This window comes from Phycicoccus sonneratiae, assembly GCF_016887965.1.
Lineage (GTDB): Bacteria > Actinomycetota > Actinomycetes > Actinomycetales > Dermatophilaceae > Phycicoccus > Phycicoccus sonneratiae.
Genome location: NZ_JAFDVD010000016.1, coordinates 1 through 24,211, shown reverse-complemented (window position 1 = coordinate 24,211; position 24,211 = coordinate 1). Strand labels below are relative to the sequence as shown.

General features: G+C 70.7%; 22 protein-coding genes and 1 tRNA gene. 19 read left to right on the top strand and 4 right to left on the bottom strand.

Going from position 1 to position 24,211, the window contains the following annotated elements; translation table 11 throughout:
- The first annotated feature begins 61 nt into the window (after nucleotides 1–61).
- From JQN70_RS14485 to JQN70_RS14465, 5 genes are all read left to right on the top strand, one after another.
- A complete protein-coding gene (locus tag JQN70_RS14485; RefSeq protein WP_204132073.1) occupies nucleotides 62–472 on the top strand; it encodes an SAV_915 family protein in 411 nt (136 codons plus the stop codon).
- A complete protein-coding gene (locus JQN70_RS14480; protein WP_204132072.1) occupies nucleotides 469–771 on the top strand; it encodes a hypothetical protein in 303 nt (100 codons plus the stop codon). The genes JQN70_RS14485 and JQN70_RS14480 overlap by 4 nt, the downstream gene beginning before the upstream one ends.
- Nucleotides 768–1,982: a hypothetical protein gene (locus JQN70_RS14475; protein WP_204132071.1), complete on the top strand. Its 1,215-nt coding sequence runs from the start codon at nucleotides 768–770 to the stop codon at nucleotides 1,980–1,982. Before JQN70_RS14480 ends, JQN70_RS14475 begins: the two co-directional genes overlap by 4 nt.
- Nucleotides 1,979–2,743 carry a hypothetical protein gene (locus JQN70_RS14470; RefSeq protein ID WP_204132070.1) on the top strand — a complete coding sequence of 255 codons (765 nt, stop codon included), beginning with the start codon at nucleotides 1,979–1,981 and terminating at the stop codon, nucleotides 2,741–2,743. Before JQN70_RS14475 ends, JQN70_RS14470 begins: the two co-directional genes overlap by 4 nt.
- Before the next feature lie 1,675 nt (nucleotides 2,744–4,418).
- A complete protein-coding gene (locus tag JQN70_RS14465; RefSeq protein WP_204132069.1) occupies nucleotides 4,419–5,054 on the top strand; it encodes a vanadium-dependent haloperoxidase in 636 nt (211 codons plus the stop codon).
- Between the two features lie 348 nt (nucleotides 5,055–5,402).
- Here JQN70_RS14465 and JQN70_RS14460 read toward each other — a convergent pair whose 3' ends face one another.
- Nucleotides 5,403–6,275 (bottom strand): YobI family P-loop NTPase, encoded by an 873-nt coding sequence (locus JQN70_RS14460; protein ID WP_204132068.1) that lies wholly within the window; start codon nucleotides 6,273–6,275, stop codon nucleotides 5,403–5,405.
- 521 nt (nucleotides 6,276–6,796) lie between these two features.
- Here JQN70_RS14460 and JQN70_RS14455 point away from each other — a divergent pair.
- From JQN70_RS14455 to JQN70_RS20680, 3 genes are all read left to right on the top strand, one after another.
- Nucleotides 6,797–6,883, top strand: a tRNA-Ser gene (locus tag JQN70_RS14455).
- A 209-nt stretch (nucleotides 6,884–7,092) separates the two neighbouring features.
- Nucleotides 7,093–7,479: a cupin domain-containing protein gene (locus tag JQN70_RS14450; RefSeq protein WP_204132067.1), complete on the top strand. Its 387-nt coding sequence runs from the start codon at nucleotides 7,093–7,095 to the stop codon at nucleotides 7,477–7,479.
- Nucleotides 7,476–8,432: a DUF1206 domain-containing protein gene (locus JQN70_RS20680; RefSeq protein WP_204132066.1), complete on the top strand. Its 957-nt coding sequence runs from the start codon at nucleotides 7,476–7,478 to the stop codon at nucleotides 8,430–8,432. Before JQN70_RS14450 ends, JQN70_RS20680 begins: the two co-directional genes overlap by 4 nt.
- A gap of 18 nt (nucleotides 8,433–8,450) precedes the next feature.
- On the opposite strand, the gene JQN70_RS14440 is transcribed toward JQN70_RS20680, so the two are convergent.
- Entirely contained in the window at nucleotides 8,451–9,449 is a 999-nt protein-coding gene (locus tag JQN70_RS14440; RefSeq protein ID WP_204132065.1) for a LacI family DNA-binding transcriptional regulator, read from the bottom strand.
- Nucleotides 9,450–9,617: 168 nt separating this feature from the next.
- Here JQN70_RS14440 and JQN70_RS14435 point away from each other — a divergent pair, with 168 nt between their 5' ends.
- From JQN70_RS14435 to JQN70_RS14415, 5 genes are all read left to right on the top strand, one after another.
- Nucleotides 9,618–10,724: a substrate-binding domain-containing protein gene (locus tag JQN70_RS14435; RefSeq protein WP_204132064.1), complete on the top strand. Its 1,107-nt coding sequence runs from the start codon at nucleotides 9,618–9,620 to the stop codon at nucleotides 10,722–10,724.
- Nucleotides 10,725–10,726: 2 nt separating this feature from the next.
- Nucleotides 10,727–11,749, top strand: coding sequence for an ABC transporter permease (locus tag JQN70_RS14430; protein WP_204132063.1), 1,023 nt, complete (start codon nucleotides 10,727–10,729; stop codon nucleotides 11,747–11,749).
- Nucleotides 11,750–11,754: 5 nt separating this feature from the next.
- Complete coding sequence (locus JQN70_RS14425; RefSeq protein ID WP_204132210.1) at nucleotides 11,755–12,576, top strand: ATP-binding cassette domain-containing protein; 822 nt, start codon at nucleotides 11,755–11,757, stop codon at nucleotides 12,574–12,576.
- A gap of 97 nt (nucleotides 12,577–12,673) precedes the next feature.
- The gene (locus JQN70_RS14420; RefSeq protein ID WP_204132062.1) at nucleotides 12,674–13,072 is read left to right on the top strand and encodes a universal stress protein; all 399 of its coding nucleotides are present in this window, start codon (nucleotides 12,674–12,676) and stop codon (nucleotides 13,070–13,072) included.
- Between the two features lie 194 nt (nucleotides 13,073–13,266).
- The gene (locus JQN70_RS14415) at nucleotides 13,267–13,470 is read left to right on the top strand and encodes a cold-shock protein (RefSeq protein ID WP_204132061.1); all 204 of its coding nucleotides are present in this window, start codon (nucleotides 13,267–13,269) and stop codon (nucleotides 13,468–13,470) included.
- Nucleotides 13,471–13,666: 196 nt separating this feature from the next.
- Here JQN70_RS14415 and JQN70_RS14410 read toward each other — a convergent pair whose 3' ends face one another.
- The gene (locus JQN70_RS14410; RefSeq protein ID WP_204132060.1) at nucleotides 13,667–15,544 is read right to left on the bottom strand and encodes a penicillin-binding transpeptidase domain-containing protein; all 1,878 of its coding nucleotides are present in this window, start codon (nucleotides 15,542–15,544) and stop codon (nucleotides 13,667–13,669) included.
- Between the two features lie 187 nt (nucleotides 15,545–15,731).
- On the opposite strand from JQN70_RS14410, the gene JQN70_RS14405 reads away from it, so the two are divergent.
- Nucleotides 15,732–17,183, top strand: coding sequence for an LCP family protein (locus JQN70_RS14405; protein ID WP_307835999.1), 1,452 nt, complete (start codon nucleotides 15,732–15,734; stop codon nucleotides 17,181–17,183).
- Between the two features lie 155 nt (nucleotides 17,184–17,338).
- Entirely contained in the window at nucleotides 17,339–18,808 is a 1,470-nt protein-coding gene (locus tag JQN70_RS14400) for a mannitol dehydrogenase family protein (protein WP_307835998.1), read from the top strand.
- A 6-nt stretch (nucleotides 18,809–18,814) separates the two neighbouring features.
- On the opposite strand, the gene JQN70_RS14395 is transcribed toward JQN70_RS14400, so the two are convergent.
- Complete coding sequence (locus JQN70_RS14395) at nucleotides 18,815–19,846, bottom strand: helix-turn-helix domain-containing protein (protein WP_307835997.1); 1,032 nt, start codon at nucleotides 19,844–19,846, stop codon at nucleotides 18,815–18,817.
- A gap of 265 nt (nucleotides 19,847–20,111) precedes the next feature.
- Between JQN70_RS14395 and JQN70_RS14390 the strand changes: the two genes are divergently transcribed.
- From JQN70_RS14390 to JQN70_RS14375, 4 genes are all read left to right on the top strand, one after another.
- Nucleotides 20,112–21,479: an ABC transporter substrate-binding protein gene (locus JQN70_RS14390; protein WP_204132059.1), complete on the top strand. Its 1,368-nt coding sequence runs from the start codon at nucleotides 20,112–20,114 to the stop codon at nucleotides 21,477–21,479.
- A gap of 104 nt (nucleotides 21,480–21,583) precedes the next feature.
- Nucleotides 21,584–22,516 carry a carbohydrate ABC transporter permease gene (locus JQN70_RS14385; protein ID WP_204132058.1) on the top strand — a complete coding sequence of 311 codons (933 nt, stop codon included), beginning with the start codon at nucleotides 21,584–21,586 and terminating at the stop codon, nucleotides 22,514–22,516.
- The gene (locus tag JQN70_RS14380; RefSeq protein ID WP_204132057.1) at nucleotides 22,513–23,328 is read left to right on the top strand and encodes a carbohydrate ABC transporter permease; all 816 of its coding nucleotides are present in this window, start codon (nucleotides 22,513–22,515) and stop codon (nucleotides 23,326–23,328) included. Before JQN70_RS14385 ends, JQN70_RS14380 begins: the two co-directional genes overlap by 4 nt.
- 34 nt (nucleotides 23,329–23,362) lie before the next feature.
- On the top strand, nucleotides 23,363–24,106 hold the full coding sequence (locus JQN70_RS14375; protein WP_204132056.1) for an SDR family oxidoreductase: 744 nt from the start codon (nucleotides 23,363–23,365) through the stop codon (nucleotides 24,104–24,106).
- Nucleotides 24,107–24,211 lie beyond the last annotated feature (105 nt).

Here is a 24,211-nt window from a genome sequence, read left to right as displayed (position 1 = left end):
CGACCAGTAGCCGGGCCCGAGGGAGCGGACCGGCGTACCGCGACCCAGGGGGTGGCCGCAGATGAGCACACCGCAGACCTTTGCCCGACCTCGCGACGGCGAGAGCTTCGAGGAGTTCCAGGCCCGCTACCGGGCCTCCATCCCGCCGGTGCTGTACCTGCCAGTGGCCCGTGCCACCGGCGAGGGCGAGCCGCTCGAGATCGAGATGCGGACCACGACCGACGGCCGGTTGGCGCTGCTGGCGTACTCGGCCTTCGACCGGCTGCTGGACTGCTGCGGCCCGCACCAGCCGTACGCGCTCGTGCCGACCGCGAACCTGGACCAGCTCAAGGCGGAGCAGCCCTACGACGTCGTCTACTTCGGCATGGTCATCCCCGACGAGCTGCGCCACACCGAGACCGAACCGGCCGACCCGGCGCCGACGGTGCGCGAGGTCGGGGACCCGGCCGGTCCGGGACGGAGGACCTCGTGAGCGACTTCGACATCTCCCCGGCCCGGCTGACCTCGATGGCCGGCACCCACGCCGACGCCGCGACCGAGGTCGCCGGCACCGCACCGGCGCAGCCGGTCCGTGTCGACGGCGGCGAGGGCGGCCCGCACGTGCTGCTCATGCTGGCCGACCTCGGCGCCGACGCCGACGCCCTGGCCCAGCTCAACACCGGCACCGCCTCCGCCCTGCGTGCGGTGGCCGCCGACACCCAGACCACCGACGCCGAGGCGGCCGCCGTGCTGCGCCAGTCCGCGGCCCCGATCTGTACCCCGGCGTCATGATCGACACCGACCTGCCCGGCTCGTTCGCCTCCCTGCAGGCCGCCTCGACCTGGCTTGCCGACCTCGCGGACGCGATGGACGGCGCCGGCGACGACGCCGTGGCCGCCCGCTCGGCCGCCGCTGCCGACTGGGACGGGGCCAGCCACGCGGCGTACACCGCGCACGTGAGCGAGGTCATCGCCGCCGGCGACGCCCGCGTCGGTGTCGTGCGACGCTGCGCCCAGGCCGTGGACACCTACGCCTGGGAGCTGCAGGCGTGCCAGGCCGAGATGGCCGCCCATCGCGCGCGCGCCGCCGCCGGCGGCCTGGCCGTGGTCGGCACCACCATCGAAGCCCCACCGGCCGCGTTCGACCCCGGGCCGCCGCTGCTGATGGCCACTCCCGCCCAGCAGCGCCAGTTCGACGAGGACCGAGGCGCGTTCACGGCGCGGCTGGAGCAGAACGAGCTCTACGAGCAGCTGCGCATCGACGTGCGCGCCACCTACGACCGCCTCGACACCTGCGTCACCGCCACCCTCGCCCCGGCCCAGGAGGAGGCCGCGTCCGACTCGGGCCTGAAGGCCCTGCTCGAGAAGGCCAAGACCGCCGCCGACCGGATCGGGGACTCCATCTCCTTCGGAGACGCCGCGTTCACGGTGCGCGAGAGGGACCTGCGCAAGGCCGCGACGAGCGCCGCCACCGCTTTGGCGGCCAGCCGCTCCGGCAACCCCGCCGTGCGCGCCGGCAGCAAGGCGCCCAGCGCGAGGGGGCTGGCCAACGCGGCCAAGACCGGCACGAAGGCGGCGAACCTGGCCGAGGAGGCTGCCGCGGCCGCCAAGTGGGGCAAGGTCCTCAAGGGCGGCGGGCCCGTGACCGGCCTCGTCGGGGCCGGGGTCTCGGTCGCGGGCGGCGAGTCGCCCGGTAGAGCCGCGAGCGGGTTCGCCGGCGGGATGATCGGTGGCGCCGCAGCCGGGGCCGCCGTGGTCGGCGGCGCCGCCCTCCTCGGCGTCTCCGCCCCCGTCATCGTCGTCGGGGGAGCCGCAGTCGTCGTCGGTATTGCCGCCGCCAAGGGCGGTGAGTGGCTGTGGGACAACGTCGTTCCCGACGGCGCGAAGGAGGCCATCGACAACGCCGCCCATGAGGCGTGGGACTGGACCACCGACAAGGCCTCCGACGCCTGGGACAGCACCACGGACACCGTCTCGGACGCATGGAATAGCGTGTTCGGATGAGCGCCGCTGCGACCGGAGCGCCCGTGGAGGACGTGACCGTCCCGGGTGCCGTCCGCCGCCCCCTCGGGGCTGTTCCCTGGGTCCTGGCCGGGTTCGTCGCTGTGCCTGCGGCGATCTGGGTAGCCATCGCCGCAGGGTTCGGACTGGACGCTCCCCTGTTCTTCATCCTTGCCCTGATCCTGCCGCTGGTGCTGTTCGGCGCCCCGTTCCTGTGGGCCTTGGTCACGCGTCGACGTGGCGTGGTCCGCCTCGTGCACAACCGAGGCGGCATCGTGTTCCCCGCGACCAGCTCCAACCGCATCTGCTACCTGCTCATGTCGCTCGGCCTCATCGCCCTGCCCGTGGTCGCGACGTGGGACATCGCCCGGGTCGGGAGCGAGAACAGCGGCGTCGCGCGGGCGTTCCTGTACGCCGCACCGGCGATCGGGATCTACGGCCTGTTCTGGCTGCGCGGCTGGACCCCGACCAGCCTCACCCTCACCCCGGCCGGCGTGACCGCCCACGCCAACCGCACCGAGTCCACCCTGTCCTGGGACGACCTCCCGCCCGTGGACGCCAACGGCGCCCCCCGCCTGGACAAGACCCTGCGCGCCGCCGGGACCCTCTTCCCCGGCACCATGCTGCGCTCCGACCCCGACGTCGTCGCCGACCTCCTCGAGCTCTACCGCACCCGCCCCGACCTGCGGCGAGAGCTCGCCACCGGCGACGTGCTCGAGCGCCTCCGACGCGGTGACGTCACCACCTCGGAGCCACCGCGTTGACGGCTCGCCGTGACGACCAGCTCGACTCGTGAAATCCAGGTGCGGGCGGCGCGCCGCAGGTGTTGCGCGAGTTGGCATGGACGCGATCGATGGTCACGGCCAGCTCGGCGTCAGCCACCGATCACGCATAGGGCGGCGGGGCGATCAGCGAACTCCACCTCCCGGCGAAGCCGAACCCGGAGACAGCTGAACCCAGGTGACCAGGCGTATCCGCGCCGGCTCGCAGCGCCCCGGGGCGTGGGCGCTCACAGCCAGGTGACGAAACCTGCGCCGAGCACCAAAGACCGCATGACGCACGCCCGCGGCGCAATCTGACCGTCCCGGCCAGCAACTGCCTGACTTGGGGGAAGAAGCCCCCGGCTGCCTGATGTCTGCTCAATCGCCTTCCACTTTGCGACTTCTCGCAATCGCTCTTCTCAAGAACTGGGCCAGGCCACTACCTTCGCACCAACATCGGCGCCCTGCCGCTGACGTTGATTGCATCAACTATCTAGACGGGGGTTTGACATGCGCCGCTTGATGCTGACTCGCTCGCTGGTTCTTGGACTGCTTTGCGCCAGCGCAATCGTCGCACCCCCGCTGGCCGTGGGTGCGGAGTTGCCCAGTACGACAGTCGCGGCAGCTCCTAGCCCAGAACCCTCAGGCGGGGAAGCCGTACTCCTAACAGACCCGGACTTGAACAAGTGCAACGTCCTTGTTGACGGGCCGCACTATTCGTCCGGAGCGGGCGGGGTCATTGCAAAGATTCGGTTCGTCTGCACAGGGAGTGCATCCCGTAAAGTCACGAGCTTCATCGGCAACCTCTACCGTTGTCCGCGCGAGCCCGCACGCGGCCTGGCGGAAAAGCAGTGGACAACTGACTACGGATGTTCACCCACACGCAGCGCCAACGGCCCGGCAGGCTTCACCTTCTCTGCAACAACCCCCGTGACTCGCTACATTCCACGAACTGGGGAGTCTGGAGCACCCCGGGGCGCATGGTTTGTCGCCTGCGTGCGCGGCTACTACAGCACCGGTTCAACCTTCGCTGCCGCCAGTGTCCCCCTCTACTGGTGACCGCCGCGGTGTGCTTCGCGCGGCTCTGAGCCTCGGAGCCTTGACCACTCTGGGAGCATGCACCTCCTCCGAGAAGCCCCCCGCGACCACACCTGAGCTCTCAATCACCTTCCTCCAGAAGCTCGTTGCGTTTACCGCCGACCTCTGCGCTATCGAGGGTTTCACACCCGTACAAACCGCGCGATTCTTCAGCCACTTGATGCTGGCCACCCAATCGGTCCTAGAACCGAACCCTCGCCTAAGGGTGAAATCCGACCGGCTGAGCAGTGCACCATCGGGGCTTGGCTCGGGCAGCGTGGCCGATGCGATCGATGTATGGCGAACGCTAGCGCCGCTCCTGACGCCAGGAGTCAGCCCGGCATTCTGGGACATGCTGTCCCTCCAAGTCGACGAACTTCGTCAGCGCTTCGCCGGGGGCCGCGATGGTTCGGCTGCCGCTACAACTCGATTCGTCCTCAGCTTCGCGGAATGGTCCCAGAACGACGCCTACCTACTTCTCCGCGACGGCCCGCTTGTCATGCCTTCGGGTGAAGGGAGCTGGGTGCCAACTCCACCGGGGTTCCTACGGCCGGTCGACTCATTCTGCGACCGCGTCGTACCCCTGTTCTTGCCAAGCCCCATGAGCCTGCCCCTGCCCCCGCCTCCGGACTTCGCCACTTCGGGCGACGCGCCCTATCGGCGAGAGGCACTAGAGGTGTACCGCCGAGGCGCGAAGCTCACCTCGTCAGAAGACCAGATGGTGCGCTGGTGGGCAGATGGGCCCTACATGTCCGCCTCGCCTGTCGGTCACTGGATGCTGTTAGGCGTGGAGGCAGCGCGCGCTCAAGGCACCGACCCGGCGAGGGCTCTCGCGGTCCTTTCGAGCCTAGCCGTGGTGATGCACGACGCCGCCGTCTCATGTTTCGCGTGGAAGTTCCGTTTCGGCACCATGCGTCCCGTGACGTACATCCGTAAGTACATGGACTCGAAGTGGACACCCGCCCTCACGACACCACCATTCCCTGAGTACCCCTCCGGCCACTCGGTAATCAGCGGTGCTGCGGCGACGGTGCTGGAGCGCTGGCTTCCTCTGAAGGAGCCGATCCAGGATGTCCTTCGCAACCCCATGAACGAGTCCGCCCCCCGCACGGTGACGTCGTGGACGGCGGCGGCGACCGAGGCCTCGAAGTCACGCATCCTGGCCGGGCTTCACTATCGGAGTGCTGTGGAGCGTGGTCAAGAACTTGGCGTAGCCATCGCAGGGGCAGCACAATGACCTCCCAGCCCCCGGAAGCGACCTCGCCTGTGCCTTTCAGTGCCCACCTCATCGATCCGCGCGACGTGGACTGGGAGGTCACCGCTCCGGTCTTTCGCGTCGAGTTTTGGAGCCACGGCGCTGACCGAGATCACGTGCCACGCGAGAAGCAGGCGCTGAGTTGTGATACCTACCGTTTGACTGGGGTCTCGGACGTCCGGGACGTCATGGCTTGGGCGAACGAGCAATCAGGTGACGCCACTCGCACTGCGATCTACGTCGAGTCGTCAGCGCACACGAGTCTCGGGCTCATCTTGGTCGCTGAGTGGTCGTCCTAGTGACCCTAGGCCCCTCGGCTGGCGCTGAGCTTTAGTCGCCCGACCCTTCAGCCGTCCCAGCCATTAGTCGAAGCCGGACAGTCGGCGAATGCGGATCCGGCCTACGCATCGCTTGGGACTGCTGCACCGATAGGTGACAACCGATCTGTGGCGTTGTGAGGCGCCGCGGGGAGGCGGTCAGGATCGTGTTGAGCTCACGCAGGGAGTCGAAGATGACCGGGTCGTCGAACCGGTCGATGTCCTCGAAAATGACGAAGTCCTCCTGTCCTTCGTCGAAGTGAGTGACGAGCTCTTCGAGATAGGCGTCGAAGTAGGTGTCCCCGCGCTCCCCGAGGGTGATCGAGGTGCCCGCTGTCGACAGGCTGGTGATGATGCGACTACCGAGCGCACGGCGCGCCCACGCCATCAGGATCGTGACCACCAAGAAGAACAGCGCCCACAGCGCGAAGAAGGTAGCTAGGTCACCCGCGGTCACCGGTTCCTGACGGGTGGCTCGCGGGAAGACTGCCACCGAGGGCAGCCATCCTGCTAGGGCGAGGACAACACCCAGCAGGGCGGCGAACAGGCCGCTCTGGAGCAGGGCTCGAGTCCGGGTGATGTGGTCGGTGCGAGCGAACTGGGAGGTGCGTAGCTTGTCCGGGGGAGCCCGGTAGATGACCTGCTTGACGAGCTCCTTCTGGATCCGGTTCGTCAGCCCTTCCCCGTCGCGATCTGGGCCTAGTGTCGTGATGCTGACGCGCAGGACCTTGCCCCGGTGGCGTCTCTCGAACTCGTCCAGGACGCTGGACTTGCCCGTGCCGTACCGGCCGGTGAGGGCGACGTTCTTGGTTCTGGGGTCGGCAACGGCCGCCTCGAGGTGCTCGAGGTAGACGGCGTGGTGTTCGGCTTGGTAGAGCGGAGCCAATGGCCGCAGCTTCAGGTTCTGGGTAGCGCTTTGGGCTGACGCTGGTGTTCTCGAGCCCTGGCCTGCAGGGCCGGCCGTGACGGCTGGGGTCGGGCGGGCAGTGCGGTGATGCGTCACGCGAGGCTCCTGTCTGTGCTCTCTGCCAGCACTGTGCCGCATGGTTCCGACAGTTGATGCCGGGACAGCCACGGCCGCAACGGCCAAGTGCCAGGTGAGGGCGGGGAGGGTATCGGCCCGGGTCGGAGCAGGGCGGACATCGGCGTCGGCGATCCGTGGGTGGTTGTCGCCCTAACCGGCCCTTGCGGGTCGAGGCGGGTGGACCACTCGATGAGATGGCCGTGCCGTGAGGGGCTCTCCGCACGTCCATCGTGGCAGCCGGACTCAGTGCTGGGCTGCCTCTAGGCTGGGAGTGCGACACCGGAAGCTGGTTGCAGCGGTTGGTGGTACCACGGTGGTACGCCGGCCAGTCATCACGGTGTCGCGCGACGCGAGTGCACCGCTGACCTGCGGAGATGCTCGTTGGAGGGCTCGCATAGTGGCCTAGTGCGGCGGTCTTGAAAACCGCTATGGCGGCAACGTCATCGTGGGTTCGAATCCCACGCCCTCCGCTGCGCCCGCGGGCGCGCAGCGCCCTGGGCGCTCGGAGGGCGGGGGATGACGGGGAGGCTCGAACGGAGTGAGAGCCGGAGTCCCACGCCCGTCGCTTGCGCCGACTCATTGCCCATCACCCACCTCCTGGCGGCCGTTGGGAGCGCTTCCGGAGTGGGGGATGGGCAATAAGTCGGGGACGCGGGGCCGCCGGGGCTACCGTGGCCGGATGGTCGAGTGGGAGCCGGTGCGCGTCGTGCGCGACGACGAGCTCGTCGAGGCCGACCCAACGTCCGGGATGTTCCGCCGCCGCGCCCTCGAGGTGCCGGGACTCTGGGCCGGACAGGTCGTCACCGACCCCGGCGCCGTCTCGGGGTGGCACCACCACGACGCCAACACCAGCGTCCTCTACGTCGTCCGGGGCGTCCTGCGCCTGGAGTGCGAGGGGGTCGAGGGCTGGGTCGACGCCGCGGCCGGCTGCTACGTCCACGTGCCGGCCTTCACCGTGCACCGCGAGTCGAACCCGGGCCGGGAGCCCTCGCTCGCCGTCATCGCCCGCGCCGGCACGGGCATCCCGACCGTCAACGTCGCGGACGCCCCGCCCCCGCACCGGTGAGCCGCCCCGCCGAGCCGACGGACGAGGCACCCGCCGAGGGTCCGCTCGCCGCGGTCGTCCACGAGGTCGAGGAGGTCGCCGCACCCGTCGTCGAGACGGTGCACAACGCCGTCGACACCGTGCACGACGCGGTCGAGGCGGCCGGCGAGGTGACCCGGCAGGCGGTGGAGACGACGGCCCGCGCGGCCGAGGTCGCCGAGACCCACCGGGCGGTCAGCGCCGGCGCCCGCTTCGGGTTCCTCCTCGACGGACTGCTCCACGTCGCGATGGGCTGGGCCGGCCTCCAGGTCGTCTGGATCGGGCGCAGCACCACGACGGCCGACGAGTCCGGTGCGCTCACGGCCATCGCGACGACGCTCGGCGGGCGCGCGGTGCTCTGGGTCTCGTGCGTCGGGTTCGCCGTCGTCACCGTGTGGAACCTCGCGCGGGCGGTCACCGGCCGGCACTGCCACACCCGGCTCAAGCGGCTCGAGCACGCGGCCGACGGCATCGCCTACGCCACCGTCGCCTGGGCCGCGGCGGCCTTCGCCATCGGCGCCGGCCAGACGAGCCGCGACTCCACCGTCGGCATCACCCGCTCGCTCCTCGGCCTGCCGGGCGGGGTGCTGCTCGTCGTCGGCACCGGCATCGCGGTCGCCGGGGTCGGCGTCTTCAGCATCTGGTCCGGCCTCTCGCGCGACTTCCTCCTCGACCTCGCCCGGCCACCCGGGCGCCTCCTCGTCTCGGTGGGCATCCTCGGCTTCGTGACCCGCGGCGTCGCCTTCGCCGTCGTCGGGCTGCTGTTCGTCATCGCCGCCCGCACGCACGACGTCACGGCCTCCACCGGCATCGACGGCGCGCTGCACTTCCTCCAGCAGGCCCCGGCCGGGCGGTGGGCGCTCGCGGTCGTCTCCGTCGGGCTCGTGGCCTTCGGGGTCTACCTCATGACCCGCGCCCGCCACCTGCGCGCCTGACCGTCACGGCGCCGACGCTCAGGCCGGGGGCGGGATCTCGCCCGAGCCGCGGACGACGAGGGTCGGCTCGATGACGACGTGCCGCGGCGGCGAGCTCTCGCCGCCGATCCGCTCGAAGAGCATCTGCGCCACCGTGCGGCCGATGCGCGAGACGTCCTGGCGGACGACGGTGAGCCCGGGGTCGAGCAGGTCGGCCATCGGGAAGTCGTCGAAGCTGACGAGCGCCACCGAGCGCCGCAGCCCGCGCTCGGCGAGGGCCCGGACGGCGCCCGAGGCGAGGATGTTGCGGCCGGCGAAGATCGCCGTCGGCGGGTCGTCGAGGTCGAGCAGCCGGTGCACGACCTCGGTCGCCTCGTCGGTGGAGGTGATGCCCTCGACGACGAGCCGGTCGTCGGGGCGCACCCCGCGGTCGGTGTGCGCCGACGTGAATCCGGCGATGCGCTCGTGGGCGGTGGGGATCTGCGGCAGGTGGAAGAGCGCCGCGATGCGCCGGTGCCCGTGGTCGAGGAGGTGCTCGGTGGCCAGCCGGGCACCGAGGAGGTTGTCGACGACGACGGAGTCGGCGTCGACCCCACGCGGCGGGCGGTCGACGAAGACCGCCGGTGTGCCGGTGCGGAGCTCGGCGACGAGGTAGTCCTGGCGCTGGCTGGCCGGCATGAGGACGAGGCCGTCGACGCGCCGGGTGACGAGGTCGTGGACCATCGCCTGCTCGCGGTCGACGCCCTCGTCGAGGCTGGCGGCGAGGACGGCGGTGCGGTGCGCCCGGGCGATGTCCTCGAGCGAGCGGAGCACCCCCGCGGAGAACGAGTTCGAGAGGTCCTGCACGAGCGCGCCGATGAGGCCGGTGCGGGCGCCGGTGCGCCGGAGGTTGCTCGCGGCGAGGTTCGGGCGGTAGTCGAGGCGGCGCACGGCGGCACCGACCCGCTCGCGGACGTCGGGGGAGACGCCGGCCTCCTCGTTGACGACCCGGGACACGGTCTTGAGGCTGACGCCGGCCAGGGCGGCGACGTCGCGCATCGTCGCGCGGGAGCGTCCCGGATCTGACAACGATGTCACGGCCACATCACGATGTGTAACGGATGTCTTGACCTGCGCGCAAGTGAACGCTACAAATGGTTCCTGACAACGTTGTCACGAGGCAGCGTCGTTCGACCCAGCCCAGTACTCAAAGGAGAGTCACGGATCATGCACATCCGTCAGGTCCCCTCGCCGCGCACGGCCCGCCGTGTCGTCGCCTCGGTCGGCATCGTCGGCCTCGCCCTCACCGCCACCGCCTGCAACCGCTCCTCCGACTCCGACTCCGGGAGCGGAGGGGAGTCCACCGTCGGCGTCACCCTCATCACGAAGGACTCCTCGAACCCCTTCTTCGTCGCCATGCAGAACGGCGCGAAGGCCGACGCCGCGAAGAACGACGTCAAGCTCACCGTGGCCTCCGGCAAGCAGGAGGGTGACGACCAGGGCCAGATCACGGCCATCGAGAACGCGATCGCCCGCCAGGACAAGGGGATCCTCATCACCCCGATGTCCACCGGCGTCAACGCCGCCATCAAGAAGGCCCGCGACGCCGGCCTCTACGTCATCGCCCTCGACACCCCGCCGGACCCGGCCGACACCGTCGACATCACCTTCGCCACCGACAACCGCTCCGCGGGCAAGCTCGACGGCCAGTGGGCCGCGGCGACGCTCGACGGCAAGGCGGCGGTCATCGCCCTCCTCGACCTGTTCAACGACAAGATCGTCTCGGTCGACTACAACCGCGACCAGGGCTTCCTCGAGGGCATGGGCATCGATGTCGCCGACGGCAAGAAGAACGGCGACGAGGCCCCCACCGGCAAGTACACCGCCGGCAAGGGCGGCGACTACACGATCGTCTGCAACGAGGCCTCGAACGGCGCCGAGGACGGCGGCCGCTCCGCGATGGAGAAGTGCCTCGCGAAGAACCCGGACATCAACCTCGTCTACACGATCAACGAGCCGGCGGCGGTCGGCGCCAACGCCGCCCTCCAGGCCGCGGGCAAGACCGCGACCATCGTCTCGGTCGACGGCGGCTGCGCCGGCGTCAAGTCGGTCAAGGACGGCGTCATCGGCGCCACCGCCCAGCAGTACCCGCTGAAGATGGCGACCCTCGGCATGGAGGCGATCGCGAAGATCGCCCGCGGCGGCGAGAAGCCGCAGACCACCGAGGGCCTCGACTTCTTCGACACCGGCGTCGCGCTCGTCACCGACAAGCCGGTCGACGGGGTCGAGAGCATCGACTCGACCAAGGGTGCCGACATCTGCTGGGGCAACTGAGCATGACCGCCTCTGGCTCTGCTGCCGCCGCCGAGTTCGCTCGGCGGCGGCAGTCCCCGGTCCAGCAGCTGCAGAACCACCTGCACAAGCGCCCGTGGCTCAGCCCGCTGCTGCTGCTCTTCATCACGTTCGTCGCCTTCTTCATCGCGACGCCTCTGTTCCTCACCGCCGGAGCGATGGGAACCCTGTTGCAGCAGACCGCGATCGTCGCGGCGCTGGCGGTCGGCCAGACCCTGGTCATCCTCACGGCGGGCATCGACCTCTCGGTCGGCGCGATCATGATCCTCTCGATGATGGTCATGGCCTCGCTCGCCAAGGACGGGGGGATGCCCGGGCTGCTCGCGCTGCTGATCGGCATCGCGCTCGCCACGCTCGCGGGGTTGCTCAACGGCCTGCTCGTCACGCGGATCAACCTGCCCCCGTTCATCGTCACGCTCGGCACGCTGAGCATCTTCACGGCCATCGCGCTGCTCTACTCGGGCGGGTCGAGCATCCAGGCCGAGCACCTGCCGCGGATCCTCAACTTCCTCGGCGAGGGCTTCGGCATCGGGGCGTTCCGGCTCACCTGGGGGATCGTCGTCGTGGTCCTCATCTACGCGGTGATGGCCTTCGTGCTGTCGCAGACCGCCTGGGGGCGCTACGTGTACGCGGTCGGTGACGACGCCGAGTCGGCCCGCCTGTCCGGTGTGCCGAGCAAGCGGATCCTCTTGGCCGTCTACACCGTCGCCGGCCTCATCTACGGCATCGCGGGCTGGGTCCTCATCGGACGGGCCGGCTCGGCGACGCCGAACGCCGTCCCGACGGCGAACCTCGACAGCATCACCGCGGTCGTCATCGGCGGCACGAGCCTCTTCGGCGGGCGGGGCCGGCTCATCGGCACCCTCATCGGGGCGCTCATCGTCCAGACGTTCGACTTCGGGCTCTCGCTCATCGGCGTCAACCAGCAGTGGCGCGTCCTCGCGATCGGCGTGCTCATCGTCGTCGCGGTCGCCGTCGACCAGTGGATCCGGAAGGTCAAGTCGTGAGCACCATGGAGAAGCTGCCCCTCGCGGTCGACCACATCCCCGAGGCCAAGCGGCACATCTACGACGCGGAGCCCGTGCTCTCGGCGCGCGAGCTCGTCATCACCTTCGGGCGGGTCGTCGGCCTCGACGGGGTCAACCTCGACCTCTACAAGGGCGAGGTGCTCGCGGTCATCGGCGACAACGGGGCCGGCAAGTCGACGCTCATCAAGTGCCTCACCGGCGCCTACGTGCCCGACTCCGGCAGCATCCGGCTCGAGGGCTCGCCGGTCACCTTCCGGCGGCCGCAGGACGCCCGCGAGGCCGGCATCGAGACGGTGTACCAGCAGCTGGCCGTCATCCCCGCGCTCGACATCGCGAGCAACCTGTACCTCGGTCGCGAGACGCGTCGCAAGGGCGTCCTCGGCTCGGTGTTCCGGATGCTCGACAAGGGCGGCATGGAGCGCGAGGCCGGCCAGTCGGTGCAGGACCTCGGCATCCAGACGATCCAGAACATGGGTCAGGCCGTCGAGACCCTCTCCGGTGGTCAGCGCCAGGCCGTGGCGGTCGCCCGTGCGGCGGCGTTCGGGTCCAAGGTCGTCGTGCTCGACGAGCCGACCGCGGCCCTCGGCGTCAAGGAGTCGGGGATGGTCCTCGACATGGTGAAGCAGCTGCGGGACAACGGTCTCGCGGTCATCCTCATCAGCCACAACATGCCGCACGTGTGGGACGTCGCCGACCGCATCCACATCCAGCGGCTCGGGGGCTGCGCGGGTGTCATCACCCCGCAGTCGCACGACATGGGAGAGGGCGTCGCGATCATGACCGGCGCCAAGACCCTCTCGGGCTGACGGCCGGGCGCCGCACCCCCGCGCGGGGTGCGGCGCCCCGTCCCGCCGTCGCGCGCGGGACGCGATGCCCCCTGCCCCCACGCACACCGGAGTGCCCATGACCATCGTCGTCGGCTACGTGCCGCGCCGCGACGGCCTCGCCGCCCTCGAGGCCGCGGTCGCCGAGGCGGCGCGCACCGCGCAGCCGCTCCTCGTGGTCAACGCCGGCACCGATGCCGAACCCCGTCGGCGCGGTCTGGCCGACCGGCGCGACATCGACGCACTGTGCGCCTGCCTCGCGGACGTCGGTGTGCCGCACGAGGTCCGGCAACCCTCGCGCGGGCTCGCGCCGGCCGACGAGCTCGTGCAGGCGGCGGCGGGATGCTCCGCGCGGCTGCTCGTCGTCGGCCTCCGGAGGCGGCGGCCGGCCGGGGTCGGAACGGGGGGCTCGACCCTCTCGGGAGTCCTCGCGGACGCCGACTGCGACGTGCTCGTCGTGCCCGCCGCCGACGCCTGAGTGCCCGCCTCGTGGACTCTGCGCCACGCAACCGGTGAGAGCGACCAACCTCTGCTAGGTTCGCTGGCGGTTGCAGCAACAGCAGTACCTCGAAGGTCGAACTACCCTCGCGCCACAGGGGGGCTGGAGTCGCATCCACGGTCGATGCGACGGGCACCGGCCGAGTGCACACAGGTAAAGGAAGTTCTCCCCATATGGCACAGGGCACCGTGAAGTGGTTCAACGCCGAGAAGGGCTTTGGTTTCATCGCCCAGGACGGCGGCGGCCCGGACGTGTTCGTCCACTACTCCGCCATCGACGTCCAGGGCTACCGCAGCCTGGACGAGGCCCAGCGGGTCGAGTTCGAGGTCACCCAGGGTCCGAAGGGCCCGCAGGCCGACCAGGTCCGCCCCATCTGACCCGGGTTCACCCGAGTCCTCGCGACGACCCCCGTCCGGCACCGCCGGGCGGGGGTCGTCCGCGTCCGCCGGCCGGTGCGCGGCGCGTCCAGGAATCGACGAATGTGTCGTTTGGTGGACGGCGGGACGTCGGGTCCGCGGGCTGGGGTGTCCAGGAATCGACGAATGTGTCACTTGTCGTCGTCCGGTTGGGTGCTCAGCCGGCGAGGGCGGTGAGGAAGCGCTTGGCGACCGGTGCCGCGACCGTGCCACCGCTCGCGCCCTCCTCGACGAGCACCGCGAAGGCCACGCTGCCCTGGTACCCGGTGAACCAGCAGTAGGGTTTCTCGTCGACGCCGTGGTCGGCGGTGCCGGTCTTGCCCCGCACCGTGCCCCCCGGCGTCCCGCGCAGCACCGTCGCGGTCCCCGACGTCACGACGTCGGACATCATCGAGCGCAGCTGCCCCACGGCCTGGCCGTCGAGCGGCGTCGGCCGCGGGGTGCCGGTGTCGCCCCGGACGAGCACCGGCGGGAGGAAGGTCCCCCGGCCGACGCTGCCCGACATCACCGCCAGCGCGAGCGGGGAGACCTCGGTGCGGGCCTGCCCGATGACGGCCGCCGCCTGGTCGGTGCCCTTGCGGGTCTCCGGGATGCTGCCGTCGAACGCGCCGGACACCCCGAGCGAGTCGGCCCACCCGGCACCGATGCCGAGCGCCTTGGCCGCCGTGGTGAGGTCGGTCGTCCCGAGCTTCTGCGAGAGCGAGATGAAGGCGGTGTTGCACGAGTGCGCGAAGTCCTGCGCGAAGGGCACCGAGCCGGGGATGGACTCACCGGCGTAGTTGCGGAACGAGCGCCCGTCGACGGTGATGGTCTTCGGGCACGGCACGGTGCTCGACGGGGTCGTGACGCCCCGCGTCAGGTACGCGTACGTCGACGCGATCTTGAAGGTCGACCCCGGCGGGTACTTGCCGGTGACCGCCCGGTCGAACCCGCTCGACGGCGAGTTGGCCGCCGCGAGGACCTCGCCGGTCTTCACGTCGACGGCGACGATGGCCCCCGGCACGGTGAGCGACGCGTCGGCGAGGGCCTTCTCGGCCGCGCTCTGCACGCGCGGCGCGAGCGTCGTCGCGACGTCGGCCCCGTCGACGGCCTTGGTCTCGAAGAGCGTGGCGCCCCCGCTCGTGGTGACGGCCAGCCCGGGCGTGCCGGCGAGCGTGGAGTCGTACTGCGCCTGCAGGCCGCTGCGCCCGGCCCGGTCGCCGGCGGCGTAGCGCCCGTCGCTCTTCTCGACGATCTCGGCGGTGACCTCCCCGACCGAGCCGAGCAGCGGCTGGCCGAAGGTGCGGGTCGGGCCGAGCGGCTGGGTGGCCGTGGGCGCGATGACCCCGGTGATCGCGTCGAGGCGCGCCTTGCGCGGGGCGTAGTCGGACTCGCGGTAGGTGATGACCGGGACGGGCGCCTGCGACCCCGTGCGCTTGCGGTCGGCGAGGGCCTTGACGACCGAGCCCTTCGTCACGCCGGTGACCTGCTCGACGGCGGCCGCGTCGGCCTCGTCGGCCTTCACCGGATCGAGCTGCACCTGGTAGACGGTGCCCTGGGGCATGAGCGCCTTCCCGTCGCGGTCGAGCAGGTCACCGCGCGCGGGAGCGCTGCGCTCGAGCGCCATCGTCTCGCCGGCGGGTAGGTCGGGGTGCCAGGGCGAGCCGTCCGCCGGGCCCGTGACGAGCCATCGGCCGTCCCGCTCGACGAGCCGCACCGGCGTCGAGTACCGCCACGTCGCCTTCCCCGGGAGGGCCCACGTGACGGTGACCGACGAGGTGGCGCCCGAGCCGTCGCGCTGCACCGCGCCCCGCTCGGCCGTGACCCCCGCCGACCCCAGGCCCTTGACGGCGGCGGCGAAGTCGGCGGCCGCCCCCGACCCGGCGAACGGCACCCGCGAGAGGTCCTTGGCGCGCCAGCCCTCGACGTATCGCGTCACCGCCGCCGTCGCGGCGTCGTCCCGCGCCGACTCCCGCTGCACCCACCACCAGCCGCCCCCGGCCACCAGCCCCACGAGGAGGACCGCCCCCACCACCCACGCCACCCGTCGTCCCATGCGCCCCATCCTCCCCGACGGGTGCCCCGGTCGCGCCCCGCGGCGCGTCGCCCGCCCCGGCGGCACGCGTCACACCCGTGTCCGACTCGCAGCCGGGACACAGCATCACTCCGTACACTCCGAAGGTCGCCCACCCGCCTCGGCACGTCCCGTGCCCGTGGGTGCCCGGATCGCAAGGAGCACACCCGTGTCGGAACCCACCCGGCGCACCCGGTCGGAGGCGCGGGGCTCGGCCTCGCGCACCAGCCGGCGTCGCCGCCTCGTGGCGGGCGGCACCGCCTTCGTCGTCGTGCTGGCCCTCGCCGCCGGATTCGTCTGGTGGCGGCTCGACGGCAACATCAGCCGGCTCGACATCAGCCAGGCCCTCTCGAGCGAGCGGCCCACCGTCGCCGAGGGGCCCCTGAACATCCTCCTCATCGGGTCCGACACCCGCGTGGGTCAGGACGCCCCCGACGCCGGGAAGGTCTCCGGGGCGCGCTCCGACACCACGCTCGTCGCGCACCTCTCCGCCGACCGCAAGCACGTGACGTTGGTGTCGATCCCGCGCGACTCGATGGTCCCGATGCCCCCGAACTGCGACGCCAAGGTGCCCAAGAGCGAGTGGCCGGTGCAGCAGTTCAACGCCGCGTTCAGCCTCGGCGGCCCGGCCTGCCTCATCAACACGATCGAGGGCAACACCGACCTGTTCATCAACCACTTCGCGGTCGTCGACTTCAACGGCTTCAAGGGGATGGTCGACGCGCTCGGCGGGGTGCCGGTGTGCACCCCCGTCGCCATCGACGACCCCAAGGCCCACCTGACGCTCGCCGCCGGGCGTCACGTGCTCACCGGGAAGCAGGCGCTCGGCTACGTCCGGGTCCGCTACACCGAGGGCGACGGGTCCGACCTCGGCCGGATCAAGCGCCAGCAGGCCTTCCTCTCCTCGATCGTCCAGGAGGCCACCCGCACCTCCCTCCTGCTGCGGCCCGACAAGCTCTACGGCTTCCTCGACGCCGCGACGAAGTCGCTGACCACCGACGAGGACCTCGGCCTTGGCACGATGAAGGACATCGCCGACTCCGTGAAGAACGTCGGCGTGAAGAACGTCGCCTTCGTCACCGTGCCGGTCGAGACCTACCCCGAGGACGCCAACCGCGTGCAGTGGACCGACGCGGCCGACACCCTCTGGCAGCGGCTCCGGGCCGACCAGCCGGTCACCGGGAAGCCGAAGCCCTCCGCCAGCCCCTCGGCGAGCGCCACCCCGCTCACGGTGAGCCCGGCGAAGGTCAGCGTCCTCGTCGTCAACGCCACCGGCACCGGTGGGCTGGCCGGCCAGGTGGCCGAGGCGCTGCGCGTCCAGGGCTTCGCGCGGGTCACCACGTCGAACACGACCGAGCGCCCCACCGGCGTCACCGTCGCGTACGCGCCGGGGCGCGAGGAGGCGGCCCGCACGGTCGCGGCGGCCTTCCCCGACGCCAAGCTCTCCGAGGACGCCGCCCTCGACGCCACCGTCCGGGTCACGCTGGGCGCCGGCGCACCCGCCGTCGTCGAGGTGCCGAACCGCCTCGGTACCGACCCCATCCCGAAGCCGTCGGTCAGCGCGCCCGCCCCGTCGACGTCCATCGAGGCGCGCACCGCCGACCAGGACATCTGCTCCTGACCCCCTTCCCCGGCCCGATGCAAAACCATCGGGTGCTGATGGTTTCGTTCCGTTGTGCCGACGGGGTCTCCCCAACGGCCCGGGATGTTGGTTTCATGCCGACGGACCCGCGAGGCCGCGTGTGACGGCCCCGGCCGCGCGCGAAAGGACCTCCCGTGACCGCACTGACCACCGCGACCGCACCCGACCAGGGTGTGCCGTCGCCCAGCTACGACCGCTCGAGCGCGACGGTGGGCATCGTCCACTTCGGCTTCGGCAACTTCCACCGCTCGCACCAGGCGATGTACCTCGACCGGCTCATGGAGACCGGCGAGGGGCTGGACTGGGGGATCTGCGGGGTCGGGGTGCTGCCGCAGGACGCCGCGATGCGTGACGCGATGCGGGCCCAGGACTGCCTCTTCACCCTCGTCGTGCGCCACCCGGACGGCTCGCTCGAGCCACGGGTCGTCGGCTCGGTCCTCGAGTACCTCCACGGCCCGGAGGACCTCGCCACCGTGCAGGAGCGCCTGCTCGACCCCGCGGTCCGCATCGTCAGCCTCACCGTCACCGAGGGCGGCTACCTCAAGAACGCGGCGACCGGCGAGTTCGACCCCGCCGACCCGTCCGTCGTCCACGACGTCGCGCACCCGGACGACCCGCGCACGGCGTTCGCCTACATCGTCGAGGGGCTCCGGCGCCGGCGCGAGGCGGGGATGGAGCCGTTCACCGTGCTCTCCTGCGACAACCTCCAGGGCAACGGCGACGTCGCCCGGCAGACCATCGCCGGGTTCGCCCGGCTCGTCGACCCCGGGCTCGCCGACTGGATCGAGGCCGAGGTCGCGTTCCCCAACTGCATGGTCGACCGGATCACGCCCGCGACGACGGACGCCGACCGCCAGACGCTCATCCGCGACTTCGGCATCGAGGACCGCTGGCCGGTGCCCGCCGAGCCGTTCACGCAGTGGATCGTCGAGGACGAGTTCCCCCTCGGCAGACCGCACCTCGAGGCCGTCGACGTCCAGTTCGTCGAGGACGTGCGGCCCTACGAGCTGATGAAGCTGCGGCTGCTCAACGCGAGCCACCAGGCCCTCGCCTACCTCGGTGCGCCGCTCGGCTACGTGCTCGTCGACGAGACGATGCGCGACGACCGCGTGCGCACCTTCCTCGAGCGGTACATGGCCGACGAGGCCGCCCCGACCCTCGGCGACCTCCCGGGCATCGACCTCCCGGGGTACATGGCCACGCTCCTCGAGCGCTTCGCCAACCCCGGCATCAGGGACACGCTCGTGCGGCTCGCGACCGACGGTGCCAACCGGATGGCGACCTTCACCCTGCCCGCCGTGCGCGACAACCTCGCGGCCGGCCGGCCGGTCGAGCTCGGGGCCCTCATGGTCGCCGCGTGGGCCGAGTACTGGGCGCTCATCGCCCGCGGCGGCCTCGCCGACCCCGAGGTGCCGCCGGACGTGCACGCCGACACCCTGCGGTCCGCGGCGGCCGCCGACGACCCCGCGGCCTTCCTCGGGATCGAGGCGGTCTTCGGCGACCTCGGCACGGACCCGACCTTCCGCGAGGCCTTCCTCCGCTGGCGCGCCGCGCTCGCGGCCGAGGGCGTCGCCGCGACCCTCGACGAGGCCCTCGGGCGCTGACCGGCGCTAGTCGTCGACGGGGGCCCGCAGGCCGAGGCTGAAGACCTCCGGCGGCGGCTTCTGCGACGACTCGAGCCGGCGGTAGGTGGTCGGCGTGGTGCCCACCTCGGTGAGGAACTGCCGGTTGAAGTTGGCCATGTTGTGATACCCGCTCATGGCCGCCACCTGGGCGATCGCGTGGTCGGTGGTGTCGAGCAGCCGGCGCGCGTGGGCGATGCGCAGCTTCTTGACCATCGTGCTGAAGGTCGTGCCCGTCGCCGACTTGAAGTACTTCGAGAAGGTCGGCTCGGACATGTACGCGAGCTTCGCGGCGGTGGCCAGCCGGATGTCGCCGGTGAGGTTCTCGAAGATGTAGGCCAGCCCCGCCTCGACGGCCCCGAGCGAGTTGGCGTCGGTGGGGCGGCCGAGCCACTCGCTGGCGACGACCTCGCGGTCCTCGGCGGGCGATCGGGCGAAGAGCGCGAGCAGCTTGAAGAGCAGCGAGACCTGCTCGGCGCCGTGGCTGCGCACCACCTCGAGGATGGTCTCGGCGGCGCGCCAGGCGGTGGCCCCGGAGAAGACCAGCCCGCGGCTGGACTGGGTGAGGACGTCGCCGACCTCCTGGAGCTCGGGGATGAGCTCCATGCACTGCCGGATCCACTCGTCGGTGAACTGGATGACGGCGTCGCGGTCGACGGCCACCTGTCCCGGCTCGAGGTCGCTCACCCAGTCGTGCGGGAGGTTCGGACCCATGATCGAGACGTGGCCCGGGGAGAAGGTGCCCACGTGGTCGCCGGCGATGAAGCTGCCGTGCGACTTGGTGATGAGGTGGATCTCGTACTCGGGGTGCGCGCCCCAGCCGCAGATCTCGCTCGGGAAGTCGTGGGTGAGGGTGCGGACGGCGTGCTGGGGGTGCGGCGGGATGATCTCGCGGCGCGGCGCCGAGGGGTAGGGGCCGCGGACGAGCTGGCGACCCTCGGGGCCCCCCTCGACGGACAGGGAGGGGAAACCGGCCAGGCGAGCGCGGGGGGTTCCCGTGGACTGATACGAAATCGTCACCACTCCTCGTTGACTCCGTCGTCGACGTGTGGTCCGCAGCGGGGCCACGCTGCTGGCCCGCTCACCCGAGAACAGGCCCGCACGGGTGAGCACTGGAAAAATAGTATCGAAACAGCGGGGCTGATGGTGCTTGTCGTGGTGAGGCGACCCTTCCTACATTGCGGGTGTTCCAGGCGGCAAGGCGCATCGGAACGCCCCCGGAGGCATCCGGGACCCCGTCTCCTCCCGTGGCAGGGAGGGGGCACACCTACCAAAGGAGTTAGGCATGCTCAGCTCGAAGCGCGCCCTGACCTTCGGCGCCGGTGCGCTGGCTTCGGCCCTCGCCCTCGCGGCCTGCTCGTCGGGGAACGTCTCCACCGACAGCGGGTCCGGCGGCGGTGACGCCGGAGGAAAGGTCACCCTCAACCTGGCCACCGTGAACAACGGCCAGATGAAGGACATGGAGAAGCTCAAGACCGAGTACGAGTCGGCGAACCCCGGCACGACGGTCAACTTCCAGGTCATGGAGGAGGGCGACCTGCGCGCCGCCGTGACCGCCGACGTCGCCTCCGGCGCCGGCCAGTACGACGTCGTGACGATCGGCGCGTACGAGACCCCGCAGTGGGGCGCCAACGGCTGGCTCGTCGACCTCACCGACAGCCTGAAGTCCGACTCGTCCTACGACGTCGACGACATCCTCCCGCCGGTGCGCGACGTCAACACCTACGACAACAAGCTGTTCGCGGTCCCGTTCTACGGCGAGTCCTCGATCCTCATGTACAACAAGGACGTCCTCTCCAAGGCCGGCGTCACCCTCGGTGACAGCCCGACCTGGCAGGAGGTCGCCGACGCGGCGAAGAAGGTCAACAGCGCCGACATGTCGGGCATCTGCATGCGCGGCAAGCCGGGCTGGGGCGACCTCTTCGCGCCGCTGACGACAGTCATCCAGACCTTCGGCGGCAACTGGTACGACGACCAGTGGAACGCCACCGTCGACACCCCGGAGTGGAAGGAGGCCGTCACCTTCTACAAGACGATGCTCGACACCTCCGGTGAGAAGGACCCGGTGTCCTACAGCTTCAACGAGTGCCTCACCGCGCTCAAGGAGGGCAAGGCCGCGATGTGGGCCGACGCCTCCGTCGCCGCGTCGATGCTCGAGGCCGACGACTCGCCGGTCAAGGGCAAGATGGGCTACGCCCACATGCCGGTGAACAAGACCCAGCAGTCCGGCTGGCTCTGGAGCTGGAACCTCGCCATCCCGTCCTCGACGAAGAACAAGGACGCCGCGCTGAAGTTCGTCAAGTGGGCCACGAGCAAGGACTACATCAAGCTCGTCGGGCAGAAGATCGGTTGGAGCAACGTGCCCCCGGGCTCGCGGACCTCGACCTACGAGATCCCCGAGTACAAGGAGGCCGCGGCCGCCTACGCCCCGATCACCCTCGACGTCATGAGCTCGGTCAACCCGAAGCAGCCGGGGGTGAACCCGCAGGGCTGGGTGGGCATCCAATACGTCTCGATCCCCGAGTTCCAGGACGTCGGCAACCAGTGCGCACAGCTCGTCGCCGACTACATCGCAGGACGCGGGTCCGTGGACGACGCGCTGGCCAAGTGCCAGTCGCTCGCCCAGGCCGCTGGTGACAAGCACAAGAGCTGAACCCAGCACACCGTGAACCGCGGGTGCCGGGGTCGGGTCCTCCGACCGACCCCGGCACCCGCAGCCACAAGGTCGACCATCCGCTCGCACAAGGGAGTGCCCAGATGTCCGTGACCGAGCTCGACACGGTGAAGGCCGAGGCCGCCACCGAGCCCAGGCGGGTGAACAAGAGGGAGCTGTGGTCGGCTCGCGGCCTGCTGCTCCCCGCCGTCATCTTCCTCATCCTGCTGACGCAGGTCCCGTTCGTCGTGACGATCGTCTACTCGTCGCTGAAGTGGAACCTGCTCTACCCGAACGACCGTGGCTTCACCGGCTTCGACAACTACAAGTCGGCCCTGACCTCGGGGGACCTGTGGCCCTCGATCGTCGCCACCGTCCTCATCACGGCCTTCTCGGTCATCCTCTCCGTCGTCATCGGGATGCTCTTCGCGATCCTGCTCGACCGCGAGTTCCGGGGCCGGGCCATCGCCCGCACCCTGATGATCACCCCGTTCCTGGTGATGCCGGCCGCGGCCTCGCTGATCTGGAAGTACTCGATGTTCGACACGAACATCGGCATCCTCAACTGGCTCTCCCGCGCGCTGCACCTGCCGGTGGTCTCGTGGTCGACCGAGCACCCGATGCTCTCGGTCGTCATCGTCCTGACCTGGCAGTTCACCCCGTTCATGATGCTCATCCTGCTGGCCGGGCTGCAGGGCCAGGACAAGGGCATCCTCGAGGCCGCGCAGGTCGACGGCGCCGGCACCTGGCGCACCTTCACCTGGATCACGCTGCCGCACCTGCGGATGTACATCGAGATCGGCGTGCTGCTCGGGTCGGTCATCATCCTCCAGGTCTTCGACCCGATCGCCATCCTCACCAAGGGCACCGGCGGCACGAAGACCCTGGCCTACCTGCTCTACGAGCGCGCGTTCATCGGGCTCGACGTCGGGCAGGCCGCCGCGTACGGCGTCGTCACGGTGATCCTGACGATCATCGTCGCCACCGTCGCGCTGCGCACCCTCTTCAAGGTCTTCATGGCAGGAGGCAGCCGATGAACCGCTCGCTCAAGGGCTCGCTCGTCACGACCCTCACCTGGATCCTCGTCCTGGCGTTCTTCTTCCCCGTCTTCTGGATGATCCTCAACGGGTTCAAACCGGAGTCGGTGGCCTCCTCGGTCAACCCGAAGCTGTTCTTCAGCCCCTCGACCGACGGCTACCAGCTGGCGATGGACCGCGGCATGAAGGGCTACCTGCTCAACTCGGTGACCGCGTCGGTGACCGCGACGATCATCGCCGTCGTCCTGTCGATCCCGGCCGCGTACGCGCTGTCGATCCGGCGGGTCAAGAACGTCGAGAACGCGCTGTCGTTCTTCATCTCCACCCGGTTCATGCCGCTGGCCGCGGTCGTGCTGCCGCTGTTCATGATCCTCAAGACCCTCGGGCTGCTCGACAACATCTACATGCTCGCGATCGTCTACGGGGCGGTGAACCTGCCGGTCGCGGTGTGGATGATGCGCTCGTTCTTCCTCGAGGTCCCGTTCGAGATCATCGAGGCCGCCCGCGTCGACGGTGCCGGGCTGGGGCGCGAGATCTTCCGGGTCGCGCTCCCGCTCGTGCTGCCCGGGGTCGCCTCGGCCGCGCTCATCACGTTCATCTTCTCCTGGAACGAGTACTTCCTCGCGACCCTGCTCACCTCCTCGGCCGCCCGCACGACCCCGCCGTTCCTCGGCTCGTTCGTCGACGGCCGCGGGCAGTTCCTCGCGGTCCTCTCGGCCGCGGCGACCATCGCCGCCCTGCCGGTCATCGTCGCGGGCTGGGTCGCCCAGAAGCAGCTCGTCCGCGGCCTGTCGATGGGAGCCATCAAGTGACCGATGCGGCCCGCGTCCCGGGCGGGGCGGCCTGATGCCCGCCCCGTCCCGGGACCTCACCGACACCGTCGTCGCCGTCACCGGTGCGGGAGGCGGCATCGGTGGTGCGACGGTGGGCCTGGCCCTCGAGGCCGGGGCCCGGGTCGTCGCCGGCGACCTGCGCGCCGACGGGCTCGACCGGCTCGTCGAGGAGTGGGGGCCCGGCCGGCTCGTCACGGTCGTCGGTGACGTCCGGGTCGAGACGACGGCCGAGGCGCTCGTCGCGGCCGGGGTCGAGGCCTTCGGGCGGGTCGACTCGGTCGTCGCGAACGCGGCGGTCGGCTTCTACGGCGGCATCCTCGACTACTCCTCCGAGCAGGTCGAGCTGATGGTCGACGTCACCGTCAAGGGAACCGTCTGGCTGGCGCGGGCGGCGGTGCGGCAGTTCCGGTCCCAGGGTGGTGGCGGCGACGTCGTCATCATCGGGTCGGTCGCCGGGCTGATGATCGGCGGTGGCAAGGAGGCCGTCTACTCGGCGACCAAGGGTGCCCAGATCAACCTCGGGTACGCGCTCGACCGCGAGCTGCGTTCCGAGGGGATCCGGACCACCGTCATCGCCCCGGCCGGGGTCAACACCGCGTTCGCCGCGGCCGACGGGCGCTTCGGCGAGGGCGACCCGTCGTCCGGACCGTTCATGGAGCCCGCCGACATCGCCGGCGCGGTGCTGCACACGCTCCAGCAGCCCCGGCGGATGCGTACCGAGCTCTGGACGATGTGGAGCCTCGCCGAGAAGCACTAGTGACCACCGCCGGGCCCTTCCCTGCAGGCCCGGCGGTCCGAGCGCGGAGCCCTCCGGGAGTGACTGGGCCCCCCGGAGGGCTTCGCCACGTCCGGGCGCCCCCGG